The organism is Pseudomonas sessilinigenes (genome assembly GCF_003850565.1).
Taxonomy (GTDB): domain Bacteria; phylum Pseudomonadota; class Gammaproteobacteria; order Pseudomonadales; family Pseudomonadaceae; genus Aquipseudomonas; species Aquipseudomonas sessilinigenes.
On record NZ_CP027706.1, the window covers coordinates 5,243,784 to 5,268,960 of the forward strand.

Annotated in this window: 20 protein-coding genes; 7 read left to right on the plus strand and 13 right to left on the minus strand. The window is 62.5% G+C overall.

Annotation, left to right across the window (positions count from 1 at the left end; genetic code table 11):
- Positions 1 to 94: 94 nt before the first annotated feature.
- The 6 genes from asnB to C4K39_RS24400 all read left to right on the plus strand — a co-directional run bounded on the left by asnB (position 95) and on the right by C4K39_RS24400 (position 8,571).
- Complete coding sequence (asnB, locus tag C4K39_RS24375; RefSeq protein ID WP_124347596.1) at positions 95 to 1,960, plus strand: asparagine synthase (glutamine-hydrolyzing); 1,866 nt, start codon at positions 95 to 97, stop codon at positions 1,958 to 1,960.
- Positions 1,961 to 2,008: 48 nt separating this feature from the next.
- The gene (locus C4K39_RS24380) at positions 2,009 to 2,872 is read left to right on the plus strand and encodes a TauD/TfdA dioxygenase family protein (RefSeq protein WP_068576931.1); all 864 of its coding nucleotides are present in this window, start codon (positions 2,009 to 2,011) and stop codon (positions 2,870 to 2,872) included.
- Complete coding sequence (locus tag C4K39_RS24385; protein ID WP_124347597.1) at positions 2,869 to 4,953, plus strand: GNAT family N-acetyltransferase; 2,085 nt, start codon at positions 2,869 to 2,871, stop codon at positions 4,951 to 4,953. The genes C4K39_RS24380 and C4K39_RS24385 overlap by 4 nt, the downstream gene beginning before the upstream one ends.
- Positions 4,940 to 5,902 carry an EamA family transporter gene (locus C4K39_RS24390; RefSeq protein WP_068576936.1) on the plus strand — a complete coding sequence of 321 codons (963 nt, stop codon included), beginning with the start codon at positions 4,940 to 4,942 and terminating at the stop codon, positions 5,900 to 5,902. Before C4K39_RS24385 ends, C4K39_RS24390 begins: the two co-directional genes overlap by 14 nt.
- A complete protein-coding gene (locus tag C4K39_RS24395; protein ID WP_124347598.1) occupies positions 5,899 to 7,158 on the plus strand; it encodes an ATP-grasp domain-containing protein in 1,260 nt (419 codons plus the stop codon). Before C4K39_RS24390 ends, C4K39_RS24395 begins: the two co-directional genes overlap by 4 nt.
- A 108-nt stretch (positions 7,159 to 7,266) precedes the next feature.
- Complete coding sequence (locus tag C4K39_RS24400; protein ID WP_124347599.1) at positions 7,267 to 8,571, plus strand: MFS transporter; 1,305 nt, start codon at positions 7,267 to 7,269, stop codon at positions 8,569 to 8,571.
- 256 nt (positions 8,572 to 8,827) lie between these two features.
- Here the strand turns inward: C4K39_RS24400 and C4K39_RS24405 are convergent, their stop codons facing one another.
- Positions 8,828 to 9,658 carry an alpha/beta fold hydrolase gene (locus C4K39_RS24405; protein WP_124347600.1) on the minus strand — a complete coding sequence of 277 codons (831 nt, stop codon included), beginning with the start codon at positions 9,656 to 9,658 and terminating at the stop codon, positions 8,828 to 8,830.
- 530 nt (positions 9,659 to 10,188) lie between these two features.
- On the opposite strand from C4K39_RS24405, the gene C4K39_RS24410 reads away from it, so the two are divergent.
- Complete coding sequence (locus C4K39_RS24410; RefSeq protein WP_164487318.1) at positions 10,189 to 11,634, plus strand: tetratricopeptide repeat protein; 1,446 nt, start codon at positions 10,189 to 10,191, stop codon at positions 11,632 to 11,634.
- Between the two features lie 48 nt (positions 11,635 to 11,682).
- Here the strand turns inward: C4K39_RS24410 and C4K39_RS31690 are convergent, their stop codons facing one another.
- The 12 genes from C4K39_RS31690 to C4K39_RS24470 form a co-directional block, all read right to left on the minus strand.
- On the minus strand, positions 11,683 to 12,453 hold the full coding sequence (locus C4K39_RS31690) for a hypothetical protein (protein ID WP_124347602.1): 771 nt from the start codon (positions 12,451 to 12,453) through the stop codon (positions 11,683 to 11,685).
- Positions 12,454 to 12,496: 43 nt separating this feature from the next.
- Complete coding sequence (locus tag C4K39_RS24420) at positions 12,497 to 13,816, minus strand: DUF8189 domain-containing protein (RefSeq protein ID WP_124347603.1); 1,320 nt, start codon at positions 13,814 to 13,816, stop codon at positions 12,497 to 12,499.
- 15 nt (positions 13,817 to 13,831) lie between these two features.
- A complete protein-coding gene (locus tag C4K39_RS24425) occupies positions 13,832 to 17,827 on the minus strand; it encodes a hypothetical protein (protein ID WP_225926534.1) in 3,996 nt (1,331 codons plus the stop codon).
- A 78-nt stretch (positions 17,828 to 17,905) separates the two neighbouring features.
- A complete protein-coding gene (locus tag C4K39_RS24430; protein WP_068576948.1) occupies positions 17,906 to 18,229 on the minus strand; it encodes a hypothetical protein in 324 nt (107 codons plus the stop codon).
- 350 nt (positions 18,230 to 18,579) lie between these two features.
- Positions 18,580 to 20,820, minus strand: a complete 2,241-nt coding sequence (gene gspD, locus C4K39_RS24435; RefSeq protein ID WP_068576950.1) for a type II secretion system secretin GspD — start codon at positions 20,818 to 20,820, stop codon at positions 18,580 to 18,582.
- Positions 20,817 to 21,353 (minus strand): type II secretion system protein, XpsN-like, encoded by a 537-nt coding sequence (locus C4K39_RS24440; protein ID WP_124347604.1) that lies wholly within the window; start codon positions 21,351 to 21,353, stop codon positions 20,817 to 20,819. Before C4K39_RS24440 ends, gspD begins: the two co-directional genes overlap by 4 nt.
- The gene (gene gspM, locus C4K39_RS24445) at positions 21,350 to 21,949 is read right to left on the minus strand and encodes a type II secretion system protein GspM (RefSeq protein WP_124347605.1); all 600 of its coding nucleotides are present in this window, start codon (positions 21,947 to 21,949) and stop codon (positions 21,350 to 21,352) included. The genes C4K39_RS24440 and gspM overlap by 4 nt, the downstream gene beginning before the upstream one ends.
- Positions 21,924 to 23,021 carry a PilN domain-containing protein gene (locus C4K39_RS24450; RefSeq protein WP_124347606.1) on the minus strand — a complete coding sequence of 366 codons (1,098 nt, stop codon included), beginning with the start codon at positions 23,019 to 23,021 and terminating at the stop codon, positions 21,924 to 21,926. The genes gspM and C4K39_RS24450 overlap by 26 nt, the downstream gene beginning before the upstream one ends.
- A complete protein-coding gene (locus tag C4K39_RS24455; protein WP_068576956.1) occupies positions 23,018 to 23,731 on the minus strand; it encodes a type II secretion system protein GspK in 714 nt (237 codons plus the stop codon). The genes C4K39_RS24450 and C4K39_RS24455 overlap by 4 nt, the downstream gene beginning before the upstream one ends.
- The gene (locus C4K39_RS24460; protein WP_068576957.1) at positions 23,728 to 24,339 is read right to left on the minus strand and encodes a prepilin-type N-terminal cleavage/methylation domain-containing protein; all 612 of its coding nucleotides are present in this window, start codon (positions 24,337 to 24,339) and stop codon (positions 23,728 to 23,730) included. The genes C4K39_RS24455 and C4K39_RS24460 overlap by 4 nt, the downstream gene beginning before the upstream one ends.
- Positions 24,336 to 24,716: a type II secretion system protein gene (locus C4K39_RS24465; RefSeq protein WP_124347607.1), complete on the minus strand. Its 381-nt coding sequence runs from the start codon at positions 24,714 to 24,716 to the stop codon at positions 24,336 to 24,338. Before C4K39_RS24465 ends, C4K39_RS24460 begins: the two co-directional genes overlap by 4 nt.
- Positions 24,713 to 25,177, minus strand: coding sequence for a GspH/FimT family protein (locus C4K39_RS24470; RefSeq protein ID WP_124347608.1), 465 nt, complete (start codon positions 25,175 to 25,177; stop codon positions 24,713 to 24,715). The genes C4K39_RS24465 and C4K39_RS24470 overlap by 4 nt, the downstream gene beginning before the upstream one ends.

Here is a 25,177-nt window from a genome sequence, read left to right on the forward strand (position 1 = left end):
CTACTTCGGTCCGTAGGCCGCGCACATTGATCTACATGGAGACGGTTACGCCAATAAAGGCGTTGCCCAGTAGGTAATTCGAAAGGAGCGTCATATGAGCGGCATGGCCGGTTGGGTCGACCTGCGTCACGGTGTTGGGCAACAAACGAATCTACCTCGTTCGAAGGTCGCCAGGATTGTCTCGGCGATGATCGCTGCAATGGCCGGGCGTGGTCCTGACGGGCAAGCGGTGTGGCTCGCTCCGGAGCTTGCACTGGGACATTGCCGCACGGTGACTTCGCGCTACGACGGCGAAGAGCAACCCTGGATCGGGGAAATTCGCGGCGCCACCGTTGCCATCCTGTACACCGGGCAGATCTACAACGCCGGGCAGTTGCAGCACACGCTCACCGGTCTCGGCCCGGAACCGGACCGCTGGACCTACGCCGAAATCATTCGCCGCGCCTATGCGCAATGGGGAGCCGGCTTCGTCGAGCACCTTGAAGGCATGTTCGCCATTGCCCTTTGGGATAGTCAGAAACGCGAGCTGTTGCTGGCCCGTGATCGCCTCGGCCTGCAACCGCTGTATTACACGCTGACCGATGGCGGCATCATTTTCGCCAGCGTGTCCACGGCCATCGAGGCCCACCCTCAATTTACCGCCAGGCTGGACACGAGCGCGCTGGCCATCGTGCTGCAACCGCGCATGGCACTGCCCGGCGAAACCCCACTGCAAGGTTTGCACGAACTGCCACCGGCCACTGTGCTCAGCTTCAGCGAACGCGGCCAGACGCAAAAGCGCTATTGGCGGCTGGAGAGTGCCCCGCACACCGCTACTTTCGAGCAGACCGCGGAGCAGGTACGCGCGCTACTCGAGGGGGTTGTGGCGCGCCAGTACGAACATGAAGTGCCCTGCGCAGCGATGCTGTCCGGCGGCATCGACTCCACGTCGGTTGCCGCGTTGGTGATGAAACAACTGGCGGCTCGGGGCGCTGGGGCTGCACTCGATACCTTTTGCCTGAAATTCGACACCGACGAAGATGCCTTTACCTCAACCGAGCTGCGGCCGGACATCGATGCACCCTTCGCCGCATTGGCCGCCGAATACATGGGCACCCGCCATACCACGCTCAGCGCAACCATGCAGGACTTGCTCAATGTCATTCCGGCCACGCGCACAGCCCGCGGATTGCCGGGTTGGGGCCAATTCGATGCATCGATGTACCTGCTGTTCGAACGCATGCGCGGCAATTGCTCGGTGGCATTGACCGGAGAGGCCGCCGACGAGATCTTCGGCGGCTACCCCTACTACTTCAAACCGCAGTTACTGGCCCGGGCACAGTTCCCCTGGCTGGGCGATGGACCGAAGCTGGCCGACTATCTGTCGCCCGCCCTGGCTCCCGCGCAGTGGGTGGCCGAGGATGAACGCGCCCGCTACGACTACTGGCTCAGCCAGGTGCCGCGCCTGCCAGGGGAAAGCGCCGAGGCGGCGCGCATGCGCGAAGTCCTGTTCCTTGGGATGTCCGGACCGCTGTCGGTCATTCTGGATCGCAAGGAACGCATGAGCATGTCCCAGGGACTGGAGGTGCGGGTGCCATTCTGCGATCCGCAATTGATCCAGTATGTGTGGAACGTGCCGTGGGAAATGAAATCCCGGGGTGGGGTCAAGGGCCTGCTCAAGGCGGCGATGCACGACATCTTGCCGCCGACCACCTTGTCGCGCAAAAAAAGCGCCTACCCGCACATTCAGGATACCGAGTACGACCGGGCGCTGATCAGCGAAGCGCGCTGGATCGCCACGGACCCGAAATCGCCGATTGCCTGGATGTTCGACACCCCGCGCCTGAGTGCGCTGATCGAACAGATCGCGGCCAATCAGCTCAACGCATCAATGCTACCGGGCGGGGCCAGCCCGGCGCATCTGTTGATCCAACTGGTGGAGATGCACCGCTGGATCGTCGACAACCGGGTCGCGGTGTAAGACACGGTCAGCACGGAAGTCTGGCCTTATGCAAATCAAGGAGGCGGCATGCTTGAACTCGTTCCCATTACCGATTCGATCGGCACCGAAGTCCGCGGCATCGATGTCAATTCCAAGCTCAGCGACGACACCATAGAAGCGCTTTACGAGGCCTGGATCAGCAGCACCATCCTGTTGTTTCGCGGACAGTCCATGAGCCCCGAGCAGCAGCTGGAGTTCAGTCGCCATTTCGGCGAGCTGGTCAGCTACACACGGTCGCAGTTCAGCGAGAAGACCCAGCCGGAAATCCTCATCCTGTCGAACATCACCAAGGACGGGAAGCTGATCGGCTCACCCGTCAGCGGCCGGGTCTGGCACACCGACGGCCACTACCTGGAGGTACCGCCGGCAGGGTCGATGCTACATGCATTGGAAATCCCGCCGGAGGGTGGCGACACCTGGTTCGCCAACATGTTTGCCGCCTACGCGGCATTGCCCGATGCGGTCAAACAGCGCATCGAACACCTCAAGGTGGTCATCAGCCGGACCCAGTCGCGGCCCTACAACTATCCCGACCGAGCGGCGCCCTCGGCGCAGGAACTGGCCGACTGGGTCGACGTGGCGCAGCCATTGGTGCGTCGCCATGAGGTCAGTGGGCGCAAGGCACTCTACGCCGGCGGCAATGTGCCGTGGCGCATCGAGGGTCTAGCGCTTGAGGAAAGCGCACCACTGGTCACGTTCATCCAGGAGTTTTCGGTGCAGCCGCAATTTACCTACCGGCACCGCTGGACGCCGGGAGACATCATCCTCTGGGACAACCGCAGCGCCATGCACAAAGCCACGGTGTACGACGATAAATACCGGCGGCTGCTGCATCGCACCACCATCGGCGCCCGCACCGTCGAGTCTCGGGACAGGAAGCGCCAGGCATGAACGAGTACGACTACATCATTGTCGGCGCAGGCGCCGCGGGCTGCGTGCTGGCTGCGCGCTTGAGCGAAAACCCGGATATCCGGGTGCTGCTGCTCGAAGCCGGTGCCGAACGCCGCAGCCCCTTGTTATCGATACCCGTAGGCGAAGTCCTGCTGATGGGCAATCCCAAGTACGACTGGTGCTTCGAAACCCGACCGGACCCGACGCTAGGCGGGCGCCGCCTGCAGATTCCCCGGGGGCGCCTGCTGGGCGGGTCGAACCTGATCAACGGCATGATCTTCGTCCGGGGGCAGCGCGAGGACTATGACGAGTGGGCCAGCCAGGGGAATGCGGGTTGGGCCTGGGATGACGTCTTGCCATATTTCCAACGCCTGGAAACCAGTGTCGACGTGCACGGTGCGGCCCGTGGCCAGCACGGGCCGATCCACGTGGCGCTGCCGCGCGAGCGCGACGAACTGTGTGATGCCTTTCTCGCTGCCGCCACTGAGGCCGGGCACTCGCGCAATCACGACTACAACAGCGGCGAGCAGGAGGGCTTCGGCTATTACCAGGTCAACCATGATCAGGGACGGCGCTCCTCGGCTTATGGTCGATACCTGCTGCCAGCGCGCCAGCGGGCAAACCTGACGGTCGTCACTGAGGCGCCCGTGCAGAAACTGCGCCTGGAAGGCAAGCGCTGCATTGGCGTCGACTACCTGGCCGGCACATTGCAGTTCGCCAGGGCCCGGCGTGAAGTGATCCTCAGTGCGGGGGTGATCCAGTCGCCACAACTGCTGGAGTTGTCGGGAATTGGGGCACCCGCGGTACTGGAAAAAGCCGGTGTCGCCGTGCAGCACGTGCTGCCCGGCGTCGGTGAGAACTTCCGCGATCACTTCGCCTCCCGGTTGAAGTGGCGCATTCGCCAGAAGATCACCTTCAACGAACGTACGCGCGGCTTTGCGCTGTTCAAGGAAGTCCTGCACTACCTGACGCGCCGGCGCGGTGTGCTGAGCCTGCCCATCGCTCTCGGGCACGGCTTTGTGAAATCCCGCGAGCAAGAGCCGCGGCCCGATCTGCAGTTCCATTTTGCCCCGGCCAGTTATGGTCCCGGCTCCAGTCGGCGGCTGGACACGTTGCCCGGCATGACCGTGGGGTTGTATCCGTTGCGCCCGGAATCCACGGGCAGCATCCACATCCTTTCCAGCAATCCGGCGGTTGCACCGGCCATCGAATCGCGCTTCCTGGAACATGAAGAGGATCAGCGGCGGATGATTGCGGGCATGCGTATCTTGCGCGAAATCGCTGGACAACCGGCCTTGCGGGCCTATTGCGACCATGAGTTGTCGCCGGGAAGCAAGGTCGAGTCAGACGAAGAGTTGCTGGCGTTTGCCCGCACCCAGGGCGACACCTCCTACCATCCGGTCGGCACCTGCCGCATGGGCAACGATGAGCTGGCCGTGGTCGATCATCGCCTGCGTGTGCGTGGCCTGCAGGGGCTGCGGGTGATCGACGCATCGATCATGCCGACGATGGTCTCGGGCAACACCAACGCCGCGTCCCTGATGATCGCCGAGAAAGGCGCGGACATGGTGCTGCAGGATTACCCCTCATCGGCAACGTTCGGCCAGGAGCCGTTCAGCATCGACGAAGGCGACCCCGAGGAACTGCAGGTCGCCGCGCTGCTGCAACGTTCGGAAGATTACGCGCGCTCACTGTATCCCGCTGAGAGTGTGCACATGCTCGACGTGGCGCAACTCAAGGCCCCGGGTGTCAGCTTTATCGTCGCCCGCGAATTGCACAGCGGCGAGGTGCTCGGTTGCGGGGCGGTGGTGAGCATCGGTAACGACGAGGCCGAGCTCAAGCGCATGTTCGTTGCCGACAATGCCCGCCGTCGTGGGGTCGGTGTGCGCTTGCTCAAGCGCCTGGAGCAACTGGCCCGGCACAACGGCGCCAGAACGCTGCTGCTGGAAACCGGCGTAAGCCAGCCTGAAGCGATTTCACTCTATCGCCGCGCAGGTTTTCGCGATCGCGGCCCCTTCGCCGATTATCGAGAAGATCCGCTGAGCGTATTCATGGAGAAGACCGTCAATGAACAAGCCTGAAGCAAGCCTGGCCGGCATCGCCACGCCGGTCAGCCGCTGGGGCGGGCGGGCAGGGGTGCTGTACGTGGCTGCCTTCCTGGTACTGGCCAACGCGAACGCGGTCTTTTCCGGCAACCTGCTGCAGCAGCTGCATCCGTTCACCTTCCTGTTCTGGAGTTTCGTCATCACCAGCGGCTTCTTTCTGACGCGCTTGTTGCTCAGTTCCGGTACTCGCGGACTGGCAATCGGCACCAACGCCGCAGGCCCGCTGACCGTGCTGAATTTCACCAGCGCCTTGAACTGGATCGGCTATTTCTACGCCTTGCGCTATATCGAACCGGCGATCGTCAGCGCCATCATGGGCGGACTCGGCCCGGTGAGCACGATCCTGCTGGAGCGAGTGGTGCGTCGCCGGCAGTTGCCGCTTTACACCTACGCGGTGGCGGCGGGCATCCTGTCGGGCACGGCATTGCTGGCCTGGGCGTCGCTGGTGGGGCTGGCGGGGATTCGTCCGATCAACGTCGGTGACACCCTGATCGGCCTCGCCGCGGCGGCAGCCGGTGGTGCGTCCCAGGCGCTGAACACCATCGCCACCAAGCAACTGGGTGAGCGCAGCTGGACCGCCACGCGAATCATGGCCCACCGTTTCTATTTGCTGATCATTGTCGCCGCCGTACTGGCCTACAACGGTCCGGGCCTTGTGATCGCCTCCGGCACGCAAGTCGGCGGCCTGGCGATCGCCACCTTGCTCGGGGTGATCATCCCGTTGTGGTTGCTGCAGCGTGGCATCCTGCTTTCGGAACCCTTTACCGTGGCGGCACTGCTCGCGTGGGCACCGCTGCTCACCTACGTATTCCAAGTATTCGATGCGCGAATCCAGTGGTCGATGACCTCTGCGTTGGGCTGCTCCGTGATCGCCCTGGTCACGGTGTTCGGCACATGGATGAAATTCAAGGGAGACAGAAAATGACACAAGCCAAGGAAAAGATCCTCGTGGTAGTCGATGGTTATTCATCGGGCTCACAGCTGCCGACGCTAATGGCCGAGTCCGGCTGGAAGTGCCTGCACGTGAGCAGCTCGGCCAATCCGCCGGAATACTACCTGCGCACCTACCACAAGAATGAGTACATCGCACACTTCGAGTATCAGGGCGACATCCAGCCGCTGGCCGATGCCGTGGAGGCCTGGCGCCCGGCGGCGGTACTGCCGGGGACCGAGAGCGGGGTGATAGTCGCCGACCTCCTGGCCGCGGCCCTGCAGCTACCGGGCAACGCCCCATCGACCAGCCTGGCTCGACGTGACAAATACACCATGCACGAGCGACTCAAGGCTGCCAGCCTGCGCAGCATGGACCACTTCCTGGCTGTCGAGCGCAGTGCCCTGAGCGCCTGGGCCGAGCGCGGTAGCTGGCCGGTGGTGATCAAGCCTCAGGCCAGTGCGGGCACCGATTCGGTGACTTTTTGTGCCGATCAGCGTGAGCTGCTGGAAAGCTTCGACAAGCTGTTCGGTACCGTCAATCAACTGGGTGAACGCAACGACGCGGTCCTGGCGCAGCGCCTGCTGGTTGGCCCGGAGTATTTCATCAACGGCGTCAGTGGCCATGGCAAGCATCTGATCACTGAAATCTGGCGCGCCGACAAGTTGCCGGCACCAGACGGCGGCTGGATCTATGACCGTGCCGTGCTGTTCGATCCCACTTCCCCTGAAATGCGGGAAATCGTCGAGTATGTCCACGGCGTGCTGGACGCCCTGGGCATCCGCTACGGGGCCAACCACACCGAATTGATCGTGACCGCCGACGGCCCGACATTGATCGAGTGTGCCTCGCGGTTGTCCGGCGGGCTAAATCGCCCGGCGGCCAACTACGCGGTCGGCTCCAGCCAGCTGGACCTGGTGGGCAAGCTGGTCAGGGAAGGGGAGTCGGCCATCGATGACATTCTCCAAACCTGGCAACCCCATCGCTATCCGCTGTGGCAGGTGCAGTTCATCTCCAACCAGGAAGGCGTGGTCGCGCGCTCCTCGTACGACGAATTGCTCAAGACGTTCAAAAGCAAGGCCTGGCTGCAGCGTGCGCCGAAAGAAGGCGACACGGTGGTCAAGACCATCGACCTGTTTTCCAGTCCCGGCATTGTGTTCATGAGCCATGCCGACAGCAATGTCCTGCATGAGGACTACAAGACTGTCCGGGAGTGGGAGCGCACCTCGCGCCTGTTCACCGTCCAGTAGCCTTGGGAGGGTGACTGCTGACCGGGCCTGCTCAAGGGCCCGGTACGCCGCCACATCCAAGCCCCCCGTGTGCGCAGGGTTGCGCGTCTACGTCTGGAAATCATCGCCATGAAGCCAATGGACTCGCCGCGGCAGCAGCGCAGGATGCTGCTGGCCGTAGGGATAGGCACGACCCTGGAATGGTTCGACTTCACCTTGTTCGCGATCTTTTCTCTGTACATCGCCAAGGCGTTCTTCCCGGCCCAGGACCAACTGATGTCGCTGCTGGCCACCTTCGTCACCCTCGCGGTGGGTTTCGTTGCCCGGCCGCTGGGGGCGTTTCTCATCGGTCGCTATGCCGATCGCCACGGACGCAAGAAAGCGCTGATCCTGACCATGAACATGATGGCCGCCAGCACGGTGCTGATTGCCCTGTGTCCCGGCTACAGCATGCTGGGCTATGGCGCCACGGTGCTCTTGGTGGTAGCGCGGATTGTCCAGGGCCTGGCGGCAGGGGGCGAAATCGGCAGTGCGCTGGCCTACCTGTGTGAAGCGGCGCCGGTTTCGCGCCGAGGCTTTTTTACCGCCTTCCAGCAGGTCGCCCAGGCGGGGTCCTTTTTGCTCTGTGGCTTGTTCGCGAGCATCCTGGCAACGCTGCTGACGCCTGAACAGCTTGGCAGTTGGGGCTGGCGTATTCCGTTTGCTTTGGGTGTGCTCATCTACTTTGTCGGTGTCTATGTGCGCCGCACCCTCGACGAGAGTCATGCGTTCCAGGCCCATGCCCGCCAGGGGGTAGAGGTGCCAGCCCGGGAAATCCTCCGGCACTGGCGCAGCCTTGCCCTGGGAATCGGCTTTGTTGCCTTGTGGACGGTGTGCACCCAACTGATCAACTTCATGCCGGCCTACGCCCAGGCCATGCTCAACCTGGATGCCGGGAAAGCCTATTACGGGATCACCCTGGTCGGCTTCATCACCTTGCTCAGCCCGTTGGGTGGCTGGCTGTCGGATCGCTGGGGGCGATACAACGTCATGCTGCTCGGGGCGCTGGGAATGTTGCTGCTGGCGTACCCGGCATTCCTGGCACTCAAGCACAATCCGCAGGACAGCGGCTTGATGCTGCTGCAAGCCGGGCTGGCCATGTTGATGGTGTTGTACGCCGGCCCGGCGTCGGCAGCGTTGGCCGAACTATTCCCGGTGGCGGTGCGTTCGACGGGCATCAGCGTGGCCTACGCCAGTTCCGTGGTGCTGTTCGGCAGTTTCACACCCACCCTGGTGACTGTGCTCTACCGCTATACCGGCGACCCGATGATGGCGGCGTACTACTTGCTGGCCGCTGCGCTGGTGAGTTTTTTCGCCTTGATGATTGCGTACCAGTCGCAGCTGTCGGCGGCTCGTCAGCGTATGGCCGGTTCGCGGCTGGAACTTGGGGAATAGTTCCTGGGGGGCCTTGAGGCATCCATTACTGCGCTTTTATACCTGGAGCATGGGGCCAGAAGGTTTTCTGCCCGAATCAACCATCGGGTAAGTTTTACATGAGGCTAAATGCGTTATCCCCAAAACTCATGGGTGTCTTGTCAGCAACGACAAACACTACGCGAGTATTTTCTTCAGAACGGAGCATTTTTAGCATCAAAGCCTAGACCGACCCGCATCCTGCAGGCCGGCAGTGGCTGGAGTACGTGCTATTGCGTCAGGCGTTTATGAACGCCAGCAGGTCGGCATTGACCTGGTCCGCGTGGGTAGTCGGAATGCCGTGCGGCGCTCCTTTATAGGTGTGGAGTGTGCCGTTCTTGACCAACTTGGCAGAGAGCACGCCGGAATCCGCGTAAGGCACGACCTGATCGTCATCGCCATGAATCACCAGGACGGGGATGGAAATAGCCTTCAGGTCCTCGGTGAAATCGGTTTGTGAAAACGCGACGATGCCATCGTAATGCGCTTTTGCGCTCCCCATCATTCCCTGGCGCCACCAGTTCCAGATCACCGCTTCCGACGGCTTGGCGCCTGGGCGGTTATAGCCATAGAAGGGACCTGCGGGAACATCGTAGTAGAACTGGGCGCGGTTAGCCGCGAGCGCGGCTTGGAAACCGTCGAACACGTCTTTGGGCGTTCCACCCGGTTTCCTTGCCGTCTTGACCATCAGTGGTGGAACCGCGCTGATCAGCACGGCTTTTGACACCTTGTCCTGTCCATGTCGAGCGATGTAGCGCACCACTTGCCCGCCACCCGTCGAATGCCCGACATGCATTGCACCTTGGGTCCCGAGCTTCTCGACGACCGCCGCGACATCGTCCGCGTAGTGGTCCATATCATGGCCGTCCCAAACCTGGCTGGAGCGGCCATGGCCACGTCGATCGTGCGCGACCACGCGAAATCCCTTGTTCACGAAGAACAGCATCTGCGCATCCCAGTCGTCTGAACTGAGTGGCCAACCGTGGTGGAAATGGATGACCTTGCCGTCCCGCGGGCCCCAGTCCTTGTAGTAGATCTCAACGCCATCTTTGGTCGTGACAGTGCTCATATTCCGAGTTCCTTCATGATCTGTACTTGTGGATCGAGTGACGCCCAATACCCGGGCGGGGAGTGCAGGTGCATCCCCGATATCTTGGTAACGCCGTTGGACCAGGAATGCGTCCGGGTCTAAGCCTAGTAGTGAAACAAGCGTTATGGCCGGCTCACTGCCTGCGACCGCATCCATCACGGCGATCAGGTCGGCCACTCCGACGCGCCTTGGCAAGACTGCAAGTACTGAACCAGGACTGTAAGTAACCTCTGGCCGCCACTTTTGCTGCGGTTCCCTTGCAAGATTGCGCGCCCTGTCTATCGTTCACGCACTGCACTTGACCCAACACACCAAGATGATCTAAACGACCAAAGGCGGTTTCTGCATGCGACCCAAGGCCGGGAGCCTGGCGGGTCTGCGCTTAACGACACTCGCCAGGCCGGGCAACAGATCGATCTTGGGAGTCCTGCGCTGGAAACAACCGTCAACCAGGCCATTATCGATGCCATGCAACTGAGCCAGAGACTGAAACAATCCCGGGGGTTCGCTTGACGGCACCCGCATCGAGCCCGCGCTACGGAACGGCACAAGCGCCCTCGGCCTTGTGGGCCGCAAAACGCTTTGCGGAGCAGGTGCTGGCGCAGAACGACGAAGGTCATCGGTTGTGCCTGCAAGGCTGTTTCGAGGCCGCCGAAGCCTGCTTTCGATACGCCGTGGAACACCAACCGGACTGGTCCATTGCGCACAACAACCTGGGTTGGGTATCGCAAGCCCAGGGCCGCAACGAAGACGCCATCAGCAGTTACAAGTGCGCCCTGCGCCTGGAACCCGGTTATGTGCTGGCCCGGGCCAATCTGGCCTATCTGCTTGCCCACCTGTATGTGCATCTGGGGCAGTACGACGCCGCGCGGGGGATGTGGCAGGTGTTGGTCGAGCTGTATCCGCAGGATCCTGAAGTGCTGGACAACCTCACGAGCACGGCGCTGCGGGTCAATGACCTTGGCGCAGCGGGACATTGGGCCTTGCGTCATGCCGCGGTCACTCGCGGCAGTACCTGGCACGCGCTGCCAGGCGATATACCCGACGTTCCCACGCCTGCGCCGAAACTCAGCCGGAGCAAGCTGGGCCATGACCTTGAGCAGATGCGCTACCTGCGTGATCGGCAGTTGATAGGTCCGCAACTGGATGCCGTGATCGACGGCTATGAAACCGCGTTGCAGCGCTTCAACGAGAGCGACAGCCTCTTGCAACAGCAGTTGCTCGCGTCATGGCCACTGTCCTCCACCTATGGTCGAGTCATCCATCATCTGCCGGCCGCACATCTGGATGAAGGTGCGTTGAACGATAGCCCGGCGCTGCGTGGAGCGGAGCAGGATTACCAGCAGAGCCCGCTGGGCATCGTAGTGATCGATGACTTTCTAACACCGCAAGCATTGCAGCAGTTGCAAGCGTTTTGCCTGCAATCCACTGTCTGGCACACCAACCGTTACGCCCATGGCCGCCTGGGGGCGTTCTTCAGGGAAGGCTTCAACTGCCCGTTGCTGCTGCAAGTTGCTGAGCAGATCCAGCAGTACTTTCCCAAGGTGATCGGCACGCGGCATCCGCTGTTGCAACTGTGGGGATTCAAATATGGGCACGACCAGCCGGCCACCTATCCGCATGCCGACTTCGCTGCGGTGAACGTGAATTTCTGGATCACCCCCGACGACGCCAACCTGGACAAGAACTCGGGTGGGTTGGTGATCTACGACGTCGAGGCCCCAATGGACTGGGACTTCGAAACGTACAACCGACAGGGTGATCGGATCGACGCTTTCCTGCGGGCCTCAGGGGCACAGCCGCTGGTGATTCCCTATCGCTGCAATCGTGCGGTCATCTTCAATTCGGACCTGTTTCATGCCACTGCGCCGCTGGCGTTCCGTCCTGGCTACACCAGCGCGCGCATCAACATCACGCTGCTTTACGGTGAACGCGAGCGTGCAGGGCAGGGATAGTAGGGAGTGCAGGCGTGCCCGGCACCTTGCGATACCAGGCTGGCGTGCTCAGTTCCCCTTTGTTTGCAGGTTTACTTGCAGTGTGCCGACGTTGTCGCGCAAACCTACGCCGTAGACCCCATCCAAGTCATCGTTGATACACAATTGCAGCGGTCCCGACTGACCCGCTGGCGCTTGCACGTAGGCCCCTACGAGAAATGGCCCATTGCTGCCGACCTTGCCGATCAGTGCGCCTTCCGGTGCACCCGGCAAGGTGTAGCGTGCGGGGGCTTTGAAGCGAGAGTCGCCGGCGGGACCCACCATGCCGTTGGCGGGGTTGGCGGTCCACGACCCTTGGGCACTGATCAGCGTGACCTGGCGGCCGCTCACATTCAGCCCGCTGGCCTGCCAGGCCTGGTTGGCCTGTACGGTCAGGGTGATCGGGTACAGCACATTGACGGCATCGCTGGTGCTATTGGCATCGAAACCCGCGCCAGCCAGGGCACTGGCCATTTCGGGCGCTGGCGTGCCGGGCAAGACGTTGGGCGCGAGGATGATTCCACCTATTTCAAGGGCAGTCAGATTCGGATAGGTCTCGCGCAGGATGATCGCCAGTGCTGCGGCAGTGATGGGCGAGAACACGTTGTGTACCGCTTCGGCCACCACGGCGCCGTTGTGAACGAATTCCTGCTGCGGTAGCGAGAACGCCCTGGCGCCGACGCCGGTTGCAGCCGATGCCGTTGCCGATGCCAGCGCCACGCGTACGGCCTCACCCGGCCCCATGCCCTGCTCCTTGAGGGGTTGCAGAAGCTTGCTCAAGGTTGGTACGTCGATTGTCATGCGGGTATTCCTCTTAAGGATTAAGGAGGGGCACAGAGGCCGATCAGCCCTGCGGTGGAGGGCTGGTGCGCGTCCAGCCGGCCCAGTCACCACCCGGTGATCCTTGGGCGATCTGCCACAGCTGGTTATCGTTGTCGACAGCCCAGAGCAGTACGCAGCCCGTGTTCTGCAAGGCCGCCGCCACTTTCTTCATGGGCGCCGGCTGTTGCTTGAAGCCAGGGCCTTCCCAACGGCTCCAGGGGCCCCCGGCAGTGGTCTGGTACAACGTCCACAGCTGGCCACTGGCACCAATGCCCCATAGTTCCACACCCCGGTTGCCGAGCTGTTCCGAGGCAGCGATAGCGGTGAAGGGTTCGGGCTGGCCGACAAAGCCAGGGCCTTGCCAAGCACCCCAGTCGCCACCCGGCGACTGTTGGCCGATGCCCCACAACCGACCCTCGCGGTCCAGCCCCCAGAACATCACGTTGCCATTGTTCTGCTGCGCGGCTGCCAGCTTGAACAGGGGAGTGGGCTGGCCCTTGAACCCGGGGCCCTCCCAATGGCTCCAGGCGCCGCCTGCAGTGAGTTGGTACAAGGTCCAGACTTGCCCGTCAGCACCGGCTGCCCAGAGCTCGACCCCCCTGTGGCCACCTTGTTGCGAGGCCGCCAGTTGCTCGAAGGCACAAGGCTGGGCACCTACATTGGGGCCACTCCAGGCGTTCCAGTCGCCGCCGGGACTGCCCTGGCCACAGGTCCAGACGCTGCCTGCGCCGTCCAGCCCGGCAAACAGTACGTTTCCATTGTTCTGTAGCGCCGCGGCCAGTTGCATCAATGGCTTGGGCTGGTTCTTGAAGCCCGGCCCCTCCCAGGCGCTCCAGTTTGCGCCTGGGGTTCGTTGGTACAAGGTCCATACCTGCCCGGGTGTGCCGGCTACCCACAATTCGATGCCTCGGTTGCCGCCTTGCATCGAGGTGGCAATCGCCGCGAAGGGCTCCTGGACGGGCGGAGCGGGGTAGAGCTCCTTGATGGCCTGCGTCACTGCTGCCGGTGAAAAGCCTGCCGAAACCAATGCACTCTGCATTTGCTCGGCGGTGGTATGGGGGAACACACCCGGCGCCAGCAGGATCTTGCCGACCGCTACCGGCCCGAGGTCCGGATAGAGCTGGTGCAGGATGCTGGCCATCTCGGGGAGCGTGACAGGCGCATAGACCTGAACCAGCGCCTGGACCAGGGATACTTGTGGTCCGAATGCATCGGCTAGGCGTGCGCCAGCGCTGCCGGTGTTGAACTGTGCCAGCACGGTGTTCGCGGCTTGCACGGCAGTCATGCCTTGCTCGCGCAAGGGCTGCAGGAGCCGGATCAGGCTCGGGACATCGGTTGTCATACAGGGCTCCTTGCTTCAGTGGTAAGCGCTGACCAGCGCGGTGGACAGATCCAAGGGAGACAAGCCGGGCAACGCCGCCTTGAGCCCCGCGCCGGTATCTTCGGCGGGGTATCCGGCTTGCGCCATGGCGGCGGCCAAGTCCTTGGCGAGCAGTTCGGGGAATGCCTTGTGCAGAGCGATTGCACAGGCCGCGCCGGTCGCACCCTGGGCTCGTAGCGCACGAGCCGTTTGCACGGGACCGGGGTACGCCTGGATCAGCGCCTCCGCCAACGCTTGCGGTGGCGTCTGTGGCCAAGCCGCGAGCAAGCCCTTGCTGGTGTCGGCCACGGCGTAACCGCCCCCGGCCATGGCGCTGGCCAGGGTGTCGAGGGTCAGGGCAGGAAACGCGTGGAGCAACTGCGGCCCACAGTCGACACCGGCCACGCCTTGGGCCCGCAGACGGCTGGCCATCTGCACCGGGTCCGGGTAGGCCTGTGCCAGCGCGGCCGCCAAGTCCTGAGGCGAGGTCTGCGGCCAAACGGCCATGAGGCCCTTGCTGGTGTCGGCCATGGCGTAACCGCCCCCGGCCATGGCGCTGGCCAGGGTGTTGAGGGTCAGGGCGGGGAACGCGTGGGCCAATTGCGGCCCACAGTCGACACCGGCCACGCCCTGGGCCCGCAGACGGCTGGCCATCTGCACCGGGTCCGGGTAGGCCTGTGCCAGCGCGGCCGCCAAGTCCTGAGGCGAGGTCTGCGGCCAAACGGCCATGAGGCCCTTGCTGGTGTCGGCCATGGCGTAACCGCCCCCGGCCATGGCACTGGCCAGGGTGTCGAGGGTCAGGCTCGGGAAGGCGTCCAGCAATTGTTGGGCGCAATGGACTCCATCGACCTTCTGGCTGTTAAGAGCCGTCGCCATCTCTAGAGCGCTGGCGTACAGCGTGATGGTGACGTCGACCGTGGTCGAAGGCACACCGGGCACGATGTCGTTCTGGCCCTCGGCAGGGATGGCCTGGACCTGTAGTTGGTAGAGTCGTGGCGAGCCGGCGGCACCGGTGAGGGTCAGTTTCGCAACCCACTCTTGGCCCTGGGCACTGGCTTGCAACGGGGTCACTTGCAACGGGCTGCCGGCGCTGTGTATGACCGCCTGATAGCGTGTGGCATTGGCCACTGCTTGCCAGCGCAGGGTGACGTTGCTGCCGGCACTGCTGGCTTGCAGGTTCAACGGCTGGTCCAGGCGAACCAGGGTCAGCACGTCGCTGGCCGGGCTAGCCACGGTGGTGCTGCTGCCGTGTGTCACCAGGCTGAAGCCAAAGTTGCCGGCAGGCGCCACCGCCTCGAAGGTGACGACGCACTGCGTAGGCGGTGGCTGTTGCGGTTGGGGGGGCGTAATGTTCCGGTCGGGGACCCAGGTGCTACCGCCATGCACGCTGGAGAGGACATAAGACTGCGCTTCGGGCACGGCCGCCCAGCTCAGCATCACCCCACAGTCAGGTGCGATGATGCTGCTCTCGTTGTGCGCCTGCAGGGCTGTCGGCGCGGCAAGACGCTGGAATGATGCACCGACCCATACCGTCTTGGCATCGCCATGAGTACCCTGCACCTGGGCCTTGTAAGGGCCGGGGAGCCATTGGGCGTCGAAATCGAAATGGGTGTCGCGCGCGGCGACGTCCAGGCCAGGTTGGTCGAGCAGGACTTTTGCTGCGCTGTCGAGCAGTTGCGCATGATAGCCGGCGTTCCCCTGGCCACCGCCCCAGGCGAGTGTCACTACCCGGTTGGCGACGCTGACGCTGGGGTGGTCGGGCGGGCTTTGGGTGCCCGTCCCCGTGCCGGTTCCGGTGCCCGTTCCAGTGCCTGTGCCCGTACCGGTTCCAGTACCTGTGCCGGTTCCAGTGCCCGTCCCCGTACCGGTTCCGCCGACGATCGCGATGATGCTCGCAACCGCACCTGCTACCGCCGCCGCGGCGCCCGCGGCTCCAGCGGCGGCCGCTTCGGATGCGGCCAGTGCCGAAGCTGCGGTTGAAGCCACGGCGTCGGCGGCGGCGCCGTCTATCAGTTGCTGGCATGCCAGCGTGGCTGCGTAAGAGGCGGCAGCCTTGCCCGCCGTCAGCGCAATCAAGGTGGCAATGGCCTCGCTGTTCTTGAGCAGGCCTTGCACGAACGATTCCGCCGCGCTGGCCAGCGCGCGGTCGATATAGGCCCCGAGCTCCGACATCTTGATCGAGTTAGGCAGGGGTATCGAGACAATGCCAGGGAAGGGGATCGCTGCGGCGGTCAACGAGGTGTCGGCGATCGTCAGGGTGTACTTGCCATCCAGTTGCAGGCTGACGCCGTTGTCCTGCGTGCTGAACGACACGCTGATTTTGAATGTCGATTTGAGCAAGGTCTTGAAGGCGAAATCTACCAACTTACCGCAGCCGGAACTGCCTTGTTCGGACAGCTTTTGCAGTGTCTTGATGAAGTCTATCGCCTGGGTCAGGTAGTCGAAGCTTGGCCAGTTGGTGACCTGGAAACCACCATCCTTGCTGTAGCGCACACCCAGCGAGACATTTTTCGGCAGAAACGGCGAGTAATCGGACAGAGAGGTGAGCGTGCCGTCGATCTGCATGTTGCCCTTGCTGTTCTTGCTGGTCATCACGCTGACATCGACGCCGAACGATGCCTGCATGAACCACAAGCTGCCAGCAAACCCCATCGACTGCTTGCCCGAGACCGTGGAGATGGCGAGTGCCGGGCCACCAGTGGCGCTGGTCGCCTTCGGCGCGGCAATGGTCAGGATGTAGATGTCGATGGGATTGCCCAGGGCGATGGAAGCGGTGACACCGTCCTTGGCGATCTGGATGTTGCCAACCACCTCGAAGGTGGTGACCAGCGTCAGGTCAAACAGCGCCTGGATATTGAAACCCGGTTGGTAGGCGATGCTGCTGGCCGGAGGCGCGGCAGGCAATGTGCCCGGCGCGATGGGGCAGGCGAACGTATCCAGGCTCAATGGCTGGCTGCCGGCCGTCTTGCAGTAGTAGAGCTGGCTGCCGGCCTTGAACACGATGTTGATCAGCGAACTGGGCCACACCGCCTCACCGATGCATTGGTTGAACACATCACCGATCGAGAGGGTCTTGTCGACTTTGACACTGGCCACCTGAGGGGTGGTGTTCTGCAGGTAGATGTATCCGGTGAGCTGGGCCGACCCCACCTTGACGGTGCCTTGTACCTGAAAGTTCTTCTGTGCGCTGGGGCCGCCATAGCGAGCGAAGACGCCGAACATCAGGTTGCTGAACGAGATACCGGTCATGGCCCCACCGAACAATGTGGGGATGCTGGCGTCAGGCGTAGCCGACTGCAGGCAGGCGGCGAAGGTCTTGTTTACATCGTCGGAAACCAGCGCACCGCTAAAGGCATAGTTGTTGTCGAACACCGAGACGCTGAGGTTGCCGATGACGCTCAGTTGCCTGGCCGTGGTGAACTGATAGTTGATTTTGATGTTCTCAAAACCGAACAGGCCAAACAGCTTGATATTGGGAAGCGCCGCCGCGTAGAACGCCTGCTTGACTGCGGTGCCAGCCGCGCTGCCGCTGGCAAGTACGGCAGACAAGGAGAGCGTGTCACCGGCGCCTGCCGAGGTGTCGTAACCGATCTGCACCAGGCTGCCGAACAGTTCTATGTCTTTGAGGCTGACCGTCAGCCAGAACCCGCAGGTGTTATCCATGGTCAGCGTGGTTTTCGCCACGCTCGTGGGAACCGGCGTTTGTGGAAAAATGCTGAACAGGTTCGTGCCGCTGGGCGGCGTACCGCTGCCGAAATGGCTGAAGGTGAAGAAGCCTGCATCCTGTACCAGCAAGCGGCCGGTGGGCAGTTGCGTATTGAAGGCATTGTTGATCAGCTCAAGAACATCCATCCCGCCAGAATTAGCGGAGGCCAGGTCCGCGTAGATCAGGCTGTATTGGCGTGACAAGTCCAGTTGGCACTTGCTCTGGGTGGCGAACTTGCCACCGAAAATCTCTGACCAAGCAAAATGTGCCGATACGCGGATATCCATGGGCGAGCGGCCCTCCCGCAGGCAAGGTACGAAGTAGTGGGGCAATGGCTCTTGCCCCTCCACGTAGGCGAGCGTGATTCAGCTGAAGGTGTGGGTCTTGGAATTGTAGGTACCTTCCGAGACGACCACGTTCAGGTCTTTGACCACATCGCTGCCGATCGCACCCGAGATCACGTCCATCGGTGGCGACACGGCGACGTACACCTGGTTGGTCGTGCCCACGGCGACTTCCAGCAGGGTTTCCGGGTCCGGCGTCTTGCCGCCAGCTTCGGGAGCCTGGGAAACGACGCTGAACAGGAACGGTGCTGCCGCTGTAGGGGCGGAACTGGGGATGGCGAGCGAGGCAGTGTAGGTTTTGTTATCGATGTTGAAGACTGCGTTTACGACAGCGCTGATGGCCATTATGAGAACTCCATTCTGCATTGACTGGCGATTACGATGGGTGCCCAGCTTTCTGGTACCCGACGGTGACGCAAGATCACTGTAGTAGGCATTGTTAATAGCAAATAGCCATGCGACAAACGGTCATTACTGGGGCGTTCAACACCCACTTTTATCTGGCAGGGAGGAACGCTGAGCCAGCCCACAGAGGCGGTCCGGGCTGCGTATTACGAGGAGTGATCGACCGCTCCCGTTCAACGATGGATGCTCCCAGCTCAGGCCGAGAAAAACTCAACGCAGTGTCGGGATGAGTTGACCACTGCAATTGAGCCTGGACAGTCGCTGCACAAGCTTTTCAGCGCCCTGATCTTTCAAAGTTTTTGCAGTGGCTGGATAAGCTGGAAGCGCTGGCGATACTCATCCGTCACCTGGCGCGCCTCGCTGTTGCCGGTGATCACTCGTGGGGTGATGAGCACGATCAGTTCCGACCGGTCGTCATTGCGGGTGGTTGTGCCGAACAGCCACTTCAGGCCTGGCACCTTGCCCAGGTACGGTACGCTGCGATTGGCCTCTACCTGGTTCTGCTTGATCAGGCCTCCCAGCAGGACAGTCTGGCCGCTTTGCACGGCGACTTGGGTAGACACCGCGCGGGTCGAGATGGTGGGGTTGGCCGGTGGCGTCGCCGTCGTGCCGGTTCCGCCGCTGGCGGTCGGCGTGGCGTCGCTGACCTGCTGCTGAATGTCCATGTACACCAAGCCGCCGGGGTTGATGCGTGGCACCACATTGAGGATCACCCCGGTCTGTACGTACTGCACTGAGCTGGTCTGGATGGCTCCGACCCCGGTATTGATAGTGGTCTGGCTAATCGGGATGTTGTTGCCCACCTGGATCCGCGCTTGCTGGTTGTTCATCACCACCAGCGAGGGCGCCGAGAGCACCTTGGTGTTGCCGCTGGTTTCCAGCGCGCGCAAGGCCACCTGGAAGTTGTTGCTGACAAAGGAGTAGAACAGCGAAGCCGATTTCACCTCGACGCCGCCTCCGCCCAACGCACCCTGGCTACCCGAGGTGTTCTGCACGCCAGGAGTGGTCGAGTTGCCCGCCAGGTTCCCCAGGTACCATTGCACGCCTTGCTCCAGAGAACCGGTCAGGCTGACTTCGAGAATGCGTGTTTCGATCTGCACCTGCAGGGGGGGATTGTCCAGGCGTTGTATCGCCGACTCGATTTCAGCCCATTGTGCCGGCCGGCTGCGCACCAACAGCTGGTTGCTGCTTTTCTGGGCCGTGATGCGCACCGAATTGTCGAATGTTTCGTTGCTCGTGGCGTTTTCGGCCTGCGCCTGATCCTCGCTGCTGGCCTCGAACTCTTCTTCCGGCTGTGCCGCGTTGGTGCCTTCTGCGTTGCCGTTACCACCGATCCCATTGATGCCCGATGGCAGGCCTGAAACATTGCCGCTGCTGTCGCTGCCAGTACCGTAACCATTGCTCGACAGGGTGACCGTACGCAGGCCGGGCGCTACCTGGGCGGCCGGCTCATCGGTGATTTTTGCATTGCCGTAGATCTGCCGCAGGTACTTGGCAAGGTCAGTGGCCTTCATGTTGCGCACGTCGTACACATACATTTGCGGTTCATTGCCGCCGCCTTGGTCAATGGCTTCGATCCAGCGTCCGACATCACTGAGGTACTGCGGCTGAGAAGAGATCACCACGATGGAGTTGGTACGTTCGATCGGCAGGAAACGCAACATCCCGGCCAGGGGTGTCGTGCTTTGCGCTCCGAACAAATGCTCAAGCTCAGGCATCAACTTGCTGACGTTGGCGTGCTTGAGCCCGAAGACGCTGACGGACATGCCCTTGAGCCAATTGACATCGAAGGTGTCGATGGTCTGCTGATAGTTGTTCAGCTCATCGGGAGTGCCCGCCATGATCAGCAGGTTGCGGGCGGCATCGACCTGCACGAAGGCATTTTCCCGGGCCATGGGCTGCAAGAGCTTTTGCATTTGCGGTGCGGAAATATAGTTGAGCAGAAAGAACCGGGCCGTCATCCCGCTGCCGGGTTGTGGCAATGCCAGCTGCGGCGCGAGCCGGCCGGCGATCGCCGTGTTCGCCGGCAGCACAACGTAACTGCCGTTCTGCCGGATGATGGCGTTCCTGGTCAGCGCCAACAGGGTTTCCAGGATCGAGAAAGCCTGGTTCTTGTCGACGGGCCTGGAGGTCGAGAAGGTGACGTCGCCCGCCACACCCGGGGCGATGCTGTAGTTCTCCTTCAGCACGTCACCGAGGATGGTGTTGGCCACGGCCTGGATCGAAACATTGGCGAAGTTGAAGGTGACGCCTGGCTCTTGCGATGCCGTCGCGGCTTGGGGCAGCGCTGACGGTTTTTTATTGATGAAGTGCTGGTTGCCCTGGACAACCCGGGTCGTGGTCGGCGGTGTGATGATCGCCATTGGCGATGCTTTTGGCGCCGGGATCGGCAGCGGTGCGCGATCAGTACCGGTGCCGGACAAGGCTTCCTTGATCAGCTTGTCGTCCCGGGCGCTGTCGGTGGCGGGTGTTGTACAACCACAGAGCGCTATCGCGCCGGCCAAGCCAGTGTAGATGAATCGTTTTCTCACAGATCGCTGTCCTTGGAAGTGTCAGGCAAAGAGGGGAGAGACGGTGTGTTCTGCGGCACTTTCAATAGCAGCAGCTTCAGCGTTTGGGTGTTGGCGCCCTGGGTCAACGTGACGTGTGTCGGTTCGATCCGCTCGACTCGCCAGCCATTGGGCAGTTGTTGCTGTTCGAGGGCTGCCAGCTGTTGCCCGTCGCTGGTCTTGAAAAAGGCCTTGCGCAGGGCTCCGGAAGCGATGACGCCGGTCAGGCTCAGGCCGTTGAGCGACGATGGCGCCTTGTCGGTGGCTGGGGAGGGTGGCGGGTCAGGCTGCCTATGGGCGTTGAACAGTGGCTTTTTCCAGGTGTATTCATACGCCGACAGCGCCACGGGCATGGGCCCGGCAGTGACGGCCGCTTTCACCGGGGCTGCCGATGGATCGAGTGCAGGTAGCCACTGAACCTTGGTTCCAACGCCGTTGAGCAAGGTCAGGAGTAACCCCAAGAGCCCCAGTACGGCTGCACTCAGCCAACGAAGCGAGGGCGACAAGCGCGTCATGGCGTCGCTCCTTTTGGCGTTGGGTTTTGCAGGTATGCGCTGATCAGCAGTTGTGCGGCCAGGCGATTTGAGCTGGCAAGCTGGCCCCGGCTTCTCTCGATCCGGAAGGACTCGATGAACAGCGAGACCTTGCCGTTTTCCAGGCGATGCAGCAGGCCGGCCAGAGGCTCGATGGCGCATTCGAGGTTGATCCGCACACTGACTTGCCGATAGGGCCCTTGCTGGGTGACCGGCACCGGGGTTCGATTGGTCAGCGTGCAGCCATCGCCCACCGTGGCGAATACCTGCAAATCGGCGGCGATCAACTGCATCAGTTGTGCGGTGGCCGCGCCCATGTCGGAATCGGCCAGCAGGTTTTCATTGCCCACGGATGAGCGCCTGACCTGGGCCAGCGAGTGTTCCAGTGCAGGACGCTGGCTGGACAATGCCACGTAGCGTTGCTGGTTGTGGCGTAGCAGCGCCATCTCATCGGCAATGGCCAACAAAGGCTGGCTGAACCAAACATGCAAGGTCAGAAAGTACCCCCCGACCAGGCTCAAAGCGGCCAGGGCCAGGGCCAGGACGCGCTGGCTAGCGGGGGTTGGTCGCAGGCGCATGGCTGGCCTCCGCTTTGCGTAGGGTGGCGAGCATGCTGAAGCGGTCCTGGCCGGTGACGGGGTCTGGCTGGATGACGCCCTGGAAATTGATGCCTTCCAGGCTACGGCAGGCTTTCATGGCGCTGATCAGGGCGCTGGCCTGGCTGCTTTGGCCGATCAGGCTGACCTGGCCGTCCGGGTTGATGTTCAGGGACTCCAGGGTGGTATTGAGCGGGATGCATTGGCTCAATTCATTGAGCAGCGCCGCCATTGAGGTGGTTTGTGCCCGCCGTTCCACGACATAGCGTTGAGCATCGAGGGTGTCGTCGATCTGCTGATTGAGCGCCTGGACCTGTTGCGTTTGTTGTTGCAGGGTCTTGACCTGCTGCCGCATGTCTTCAAGGGCCTGCTGGCGGTTGTGCAACCAGAGTTGCAGGCAGGCCAGCGCCAGGGCCAGGGCGACCAGCGCGAGGGCCGGAGCTGGCCGCATCAGCGAGCGGCGTATGCGGGCCCGGCGATGGGGTGCCAGCAAGTCGACGTGCAAACGTGTGCCGTGCTCATCCAGCACATCAACCGCCATGATCGAATGACCGGCCTGTTGCGCCTGATCGAGCAGTGCATCCAGCCGTTCACGGCTGACCACGGCCAGGCGAATGCGGATCAGCGAGTCGTGGGCAGAGGGCAGGCGGACACAGTCGAAATAAACCTGGCTGGCCTTGAATGGGGTGTATTTGTCCATCTCGAACGACAGCATCGAGGTGAGGTCCTGGGCCACCGCCGCCGGCAGCGACACTTCATGGAGCAAACGCTGGTGCGGCAACAGGACCAGGATCGGTGTACCCGATGTCGATGGGGAGGTGGCCGGTTGCAGTTGCCCAACGTCCCCGGTCCAGAAACGCTCGTCCCGTGAAAACAGCAACGGCTGTTTTTTCTCGGGGTTGATCCTGGCTCGCCAGGAGGCGGGCAGGCAGGCCAGGAGTTCTGCCCGCCACCAAGCAAGGAATCCAGGCAGCGGCGACCCTCGCCAGCGCAGCAGTAGCCAGCGGATCAGGGGCTGTAGCCGGTCAGCCAGGGGCTGGATCAGCAGATTCATTCTTTCCAGCGCAGCACCCGATACGGTCGTTGACCGCTTCCTTGTGGTGAGAGAAAAACCACGGCCTCCAGAGAGGCCGAAACCTGATTCTCCAGCGTCGCCAGGACTCGCACGTTGACCACCGACTCAGGGCCCCGCTGGAGCGCGACCTTTGACCGTGACAGTTTGAGCAAGGCCAGCAGTTCGGGGCTGGCCACATCCACATCCGGTACCGTAAGGCCGGACCATAACGTGAGGTGCGGTAGCAAGCGCTCATACAGGCGTGCCTCCATGCCCGGTAACTGCTGCAACTGTTCGAGTGCTTTAAGGGGGCCGATACTGCGCTGTTGGCCCAGGCTTTCACTCCATTGCCGAGCCTGTTCGGCGGTTGCCCCGAGGCCATGGGCCAGGCGTGCGAAGCTGTCCAGCGCGGCAAAATTCAAATCCAGTTTGCCGCGCTCGCTGCTGACTTTAAGGCTCAGCGTGGCCTGTTCAAAAGGCAATGAGTACACACGCCCGTCAGCCACCGTGCGCGCCGGATAGGCAAACAACCCTTCGACCGCCAACGCCAGGCCCGCTTGTGCGGCCAGCAGGGCGCGGCTGTGTTGCAGCGCAAAAGCGCTCTGGCGGTTTTCCAGGCGCAGTATCTCGACCAGGCTGCCCATCATCAGTCCCAGCAGGGCGATGGCCCACAAGACCATGATCAATGCGGCGCCGCGCTGGCGACTCATGGGGTCACCTCGGAATCCAGGCGCAACGCCACGATTTGCGTGGGCCACAGGCCGGCTCCGCGGGTATCGACGTCGATACGCACGGCCTGGGGCAGGCGGTCCGGCCAGGGCCAGCGCTCCAGCCAGGCGGTCGGCTGGTGGTTGGGGTCCAGGCCTCTGTAGCTCAAGCGCAGATCCTGAGCCTCCTGCACCAGGATCTGGGGATTGCCCCAGGGATGCAGCCCATCCGTGCGGTCCTGGCTGAAACTGATTTGCAAGCGACTGACACCAGCCGGGCCGGCCACCACTTCAAGGGTATGCACCTGGACGCCAGCAGCGAGTTGTGCGGGCATCGGAGAAACGAAACGCATGCGTTGTCGCTCTCCTTCGAACACCTGTTCTTGATCCGCCGCGTGGCCAAAATCTTCGGCCAGCGCCTGCTGGAGTGCACTGCGCAGAAAGTTCTGCGCGGTCCTCACTTGGGTCAGGCGATCGGTGTGTTTTTCGCTGAGCAGCAGCAAGTGATTACCGGAGCCCAGGGCGGAGCCGACCAACACCATCAGCAAGCCGAGGAAGCTCAGGGCGAGCAGCACTTCCAGCAGCGTAAACCCGCGCTGGCCTTGCCTCATGGCAGGCCCCCCGCAGGACGCTTGATGGCCTTGAGCGTGACAAAGCGTTCCTGCCGGCTGTCCTTGACCAGCATGAGTTCTAGCTGGTCAAGGACAATGGCCCCCTCACCCCGAAGTGGGGTGGCGCTCAGGCGCCATTGGATACCGTCGCGAGTCCCTTCCAGGTGGGCGCCGCTGCCCAGGCCTTCTCCATACTCGGCCATTAGCGAAGTGGCCATCAGCGCCATTCGGGTTGTCTGACCATCCCGCGCCAGTGCCTGGGTGGCGTAACCCAGGGTGTTGAGTACGACTGCAAACCCAATGCTCAGGACGACAATCGCCGCGAGTAATTCGACCAGGGTAAAGCCACGCTGCTGGCGGGGAGGCAAAGGTGTCATGGCTGTTGCCCACCCCGCCAGTCGACCCGTCCGGTAAGCCAGTCGATATCAATGCGCGTCGCTTGGCTGCCGCGCGCCAGATACAGGTGCCCGCCAGTGGAGCCGCCGTTGGGGTAGAAGGTGATCAGCCCGACTGCCCCTCCATCGCTATCGGCAGTGGCCGCCGTCGTCAGGCGCAGGGTCATGCCGTCCGGCAAGTGGCGCGGTGTCTTGCCGGGCAGCTGATAGCTGTTGCGCAGCACATCCAGGCGCAGGGAGGCCGGTTGTCCAGCGCTGATGGCTTGGCTTCGTACCTGGCGTAACGCCAGGCTCAGATCACGTTTGACCTGACGCTCCTGGGCACTCTTGAGCCCCTGGGAGATACCCGAGGCCAACATGCCGAAACCCACGGCAACCAGGAGCAGCACCACCAGCATTTCCAGGAGGGTGAAGCCCTGTTGAGCCGGCCGGATGGCAGGCAT

Excerpts from the sequence above, each read along its gene's own strand:
- asnB (WP_124347596.1), top strand. The coding sequence starts at position 95 with ATGAGCGGCATGGCCGGTTGGGTCGACCTGCGTCACGGTGTTGGGCAA.
- C4K39_RS24380 (WP_068576931.1), top strand. The coding sequence starts at position 2,009 with ATGCTTGAACTCGTTCCCATTACCGATTCGATCGGCACCGAAGTCCGC.
- C4K39_RS24385 (WP_124347597.1), top strand. The coding sequence starts at position 2,869 with ATGAACGAGTACGACTACATCATTGTCGGCGCAGGCGCCGCGGGCTGC.
- C4K39_RS24390 (WP_068576936.1), top strand. The coding sequence starts at position 4,940 with ATGAACAAGCCTGAAGCAAGCCTGGCCGGCATCGCCACGCCGGTCAGC.
- C4K39_RS24395 (WP_124347598.1), top strand. The coding sequence starts at position 5,899 with ATGACACAAGCCAAGGAAAAGATCCTCGTGGTAGTCGATGGTTATTCA.
- C4K39_RS24400 (WP_124347599.1), top strand. The coding sequence starts at position 7,267 with ATGAAGCCAATGGACTCGCCGCGGCAGCAGCGCAGGATGCTGCTGGCC.
- C4K39_RS24405 (WP_124347600.1), bottom strand. The coding sequence starts at position 9,658 with ATGAGCACTGTCACGACCAAAGATGGCGTTGAGATCTACTACAAGGAC.
- C4K39_RS31690 (WP_124347602.1), bottom strand. The coding sequence starts at position 12,453 with ATGACAATCGACGTACCAACCTTGAGCAAGCTTCTGCAACCCCTCAAG.
- C4K39_RS24420 (WP_124347603.1), bottom strand. The coding sequence starts at position 13,816 with ATGACAACCGATGTCCCGAGCCTGATCCGGCTCCTGCAGCCCTTGCGC.
- C4K39_RS24425 (WP_225926534.1), bottom strand. The coding sequence starts at position 17,827 with ATGGATATCCGCGTATCGGCACATTTTGCTTGGTCAGAGATTTTCGGT.
- C4K39_RS24430 (WP_068576948.1), bottom strand. The coding sequence starts at position 18,229 with ATGGCCATCAGCGCTGTCGTAAACGCAGTCTTCAACATCGATAACAAA.
- C4K39_RS24440 (WP_124347604.1), bottom strand. The coding sequence starts at position 21,353 with ATGACGCGCTTGTCGCCCTCGCTTCGTTGGCTGAGTGCAGCCGTACTG.
- gspM (WP_124347605.1), bottom strand. The coding sequence starts at position 21,949 with ATGCGCCTGCGACCAACCCCCGCTAGCCAGCGCGTCCTGGCCCTGGCC.
- C4K39_RS24450 (WP_124347606.1), bottom strand. The coding sequence starts at position 23,021 with ATGAATCTGCTGATCCAGCCCCTGGCTGACCGGCTACAGCCCCTGATC.
- C4K39_RS24455 (WP_068576956.1), bottom strand. The coding sequence starts at position 23,731 with ATGAGTCGCCAGCGCGGCGCCGCATTGATCATGGTCTTGTGGGCCATC.
- C4K39_RS24460 (WP_068576957.1), bottom strand. The coding sequence starts at position 24,339 with ATGAGGCAAGGCCAGCGCGGGTTTACGCTGCTGGAAGTGCTGCTCGCC.
- C4K39_RS24465 (WP_124347607.1), bottom strand. The coding sequence starts at position 24,716 with ATGACACCTTTGCCTCCCCGCCAGCAGCGTGGCTTTACCCTGGTCGAA.
- C4K39_RS24470 (WP_124347608.1), bottom strand. The coding sequence starts at position 25,177 with ATGCCTGCCATCCGGCCGGCTCAACAGGGCTTCACCCTCCTGGAAATG.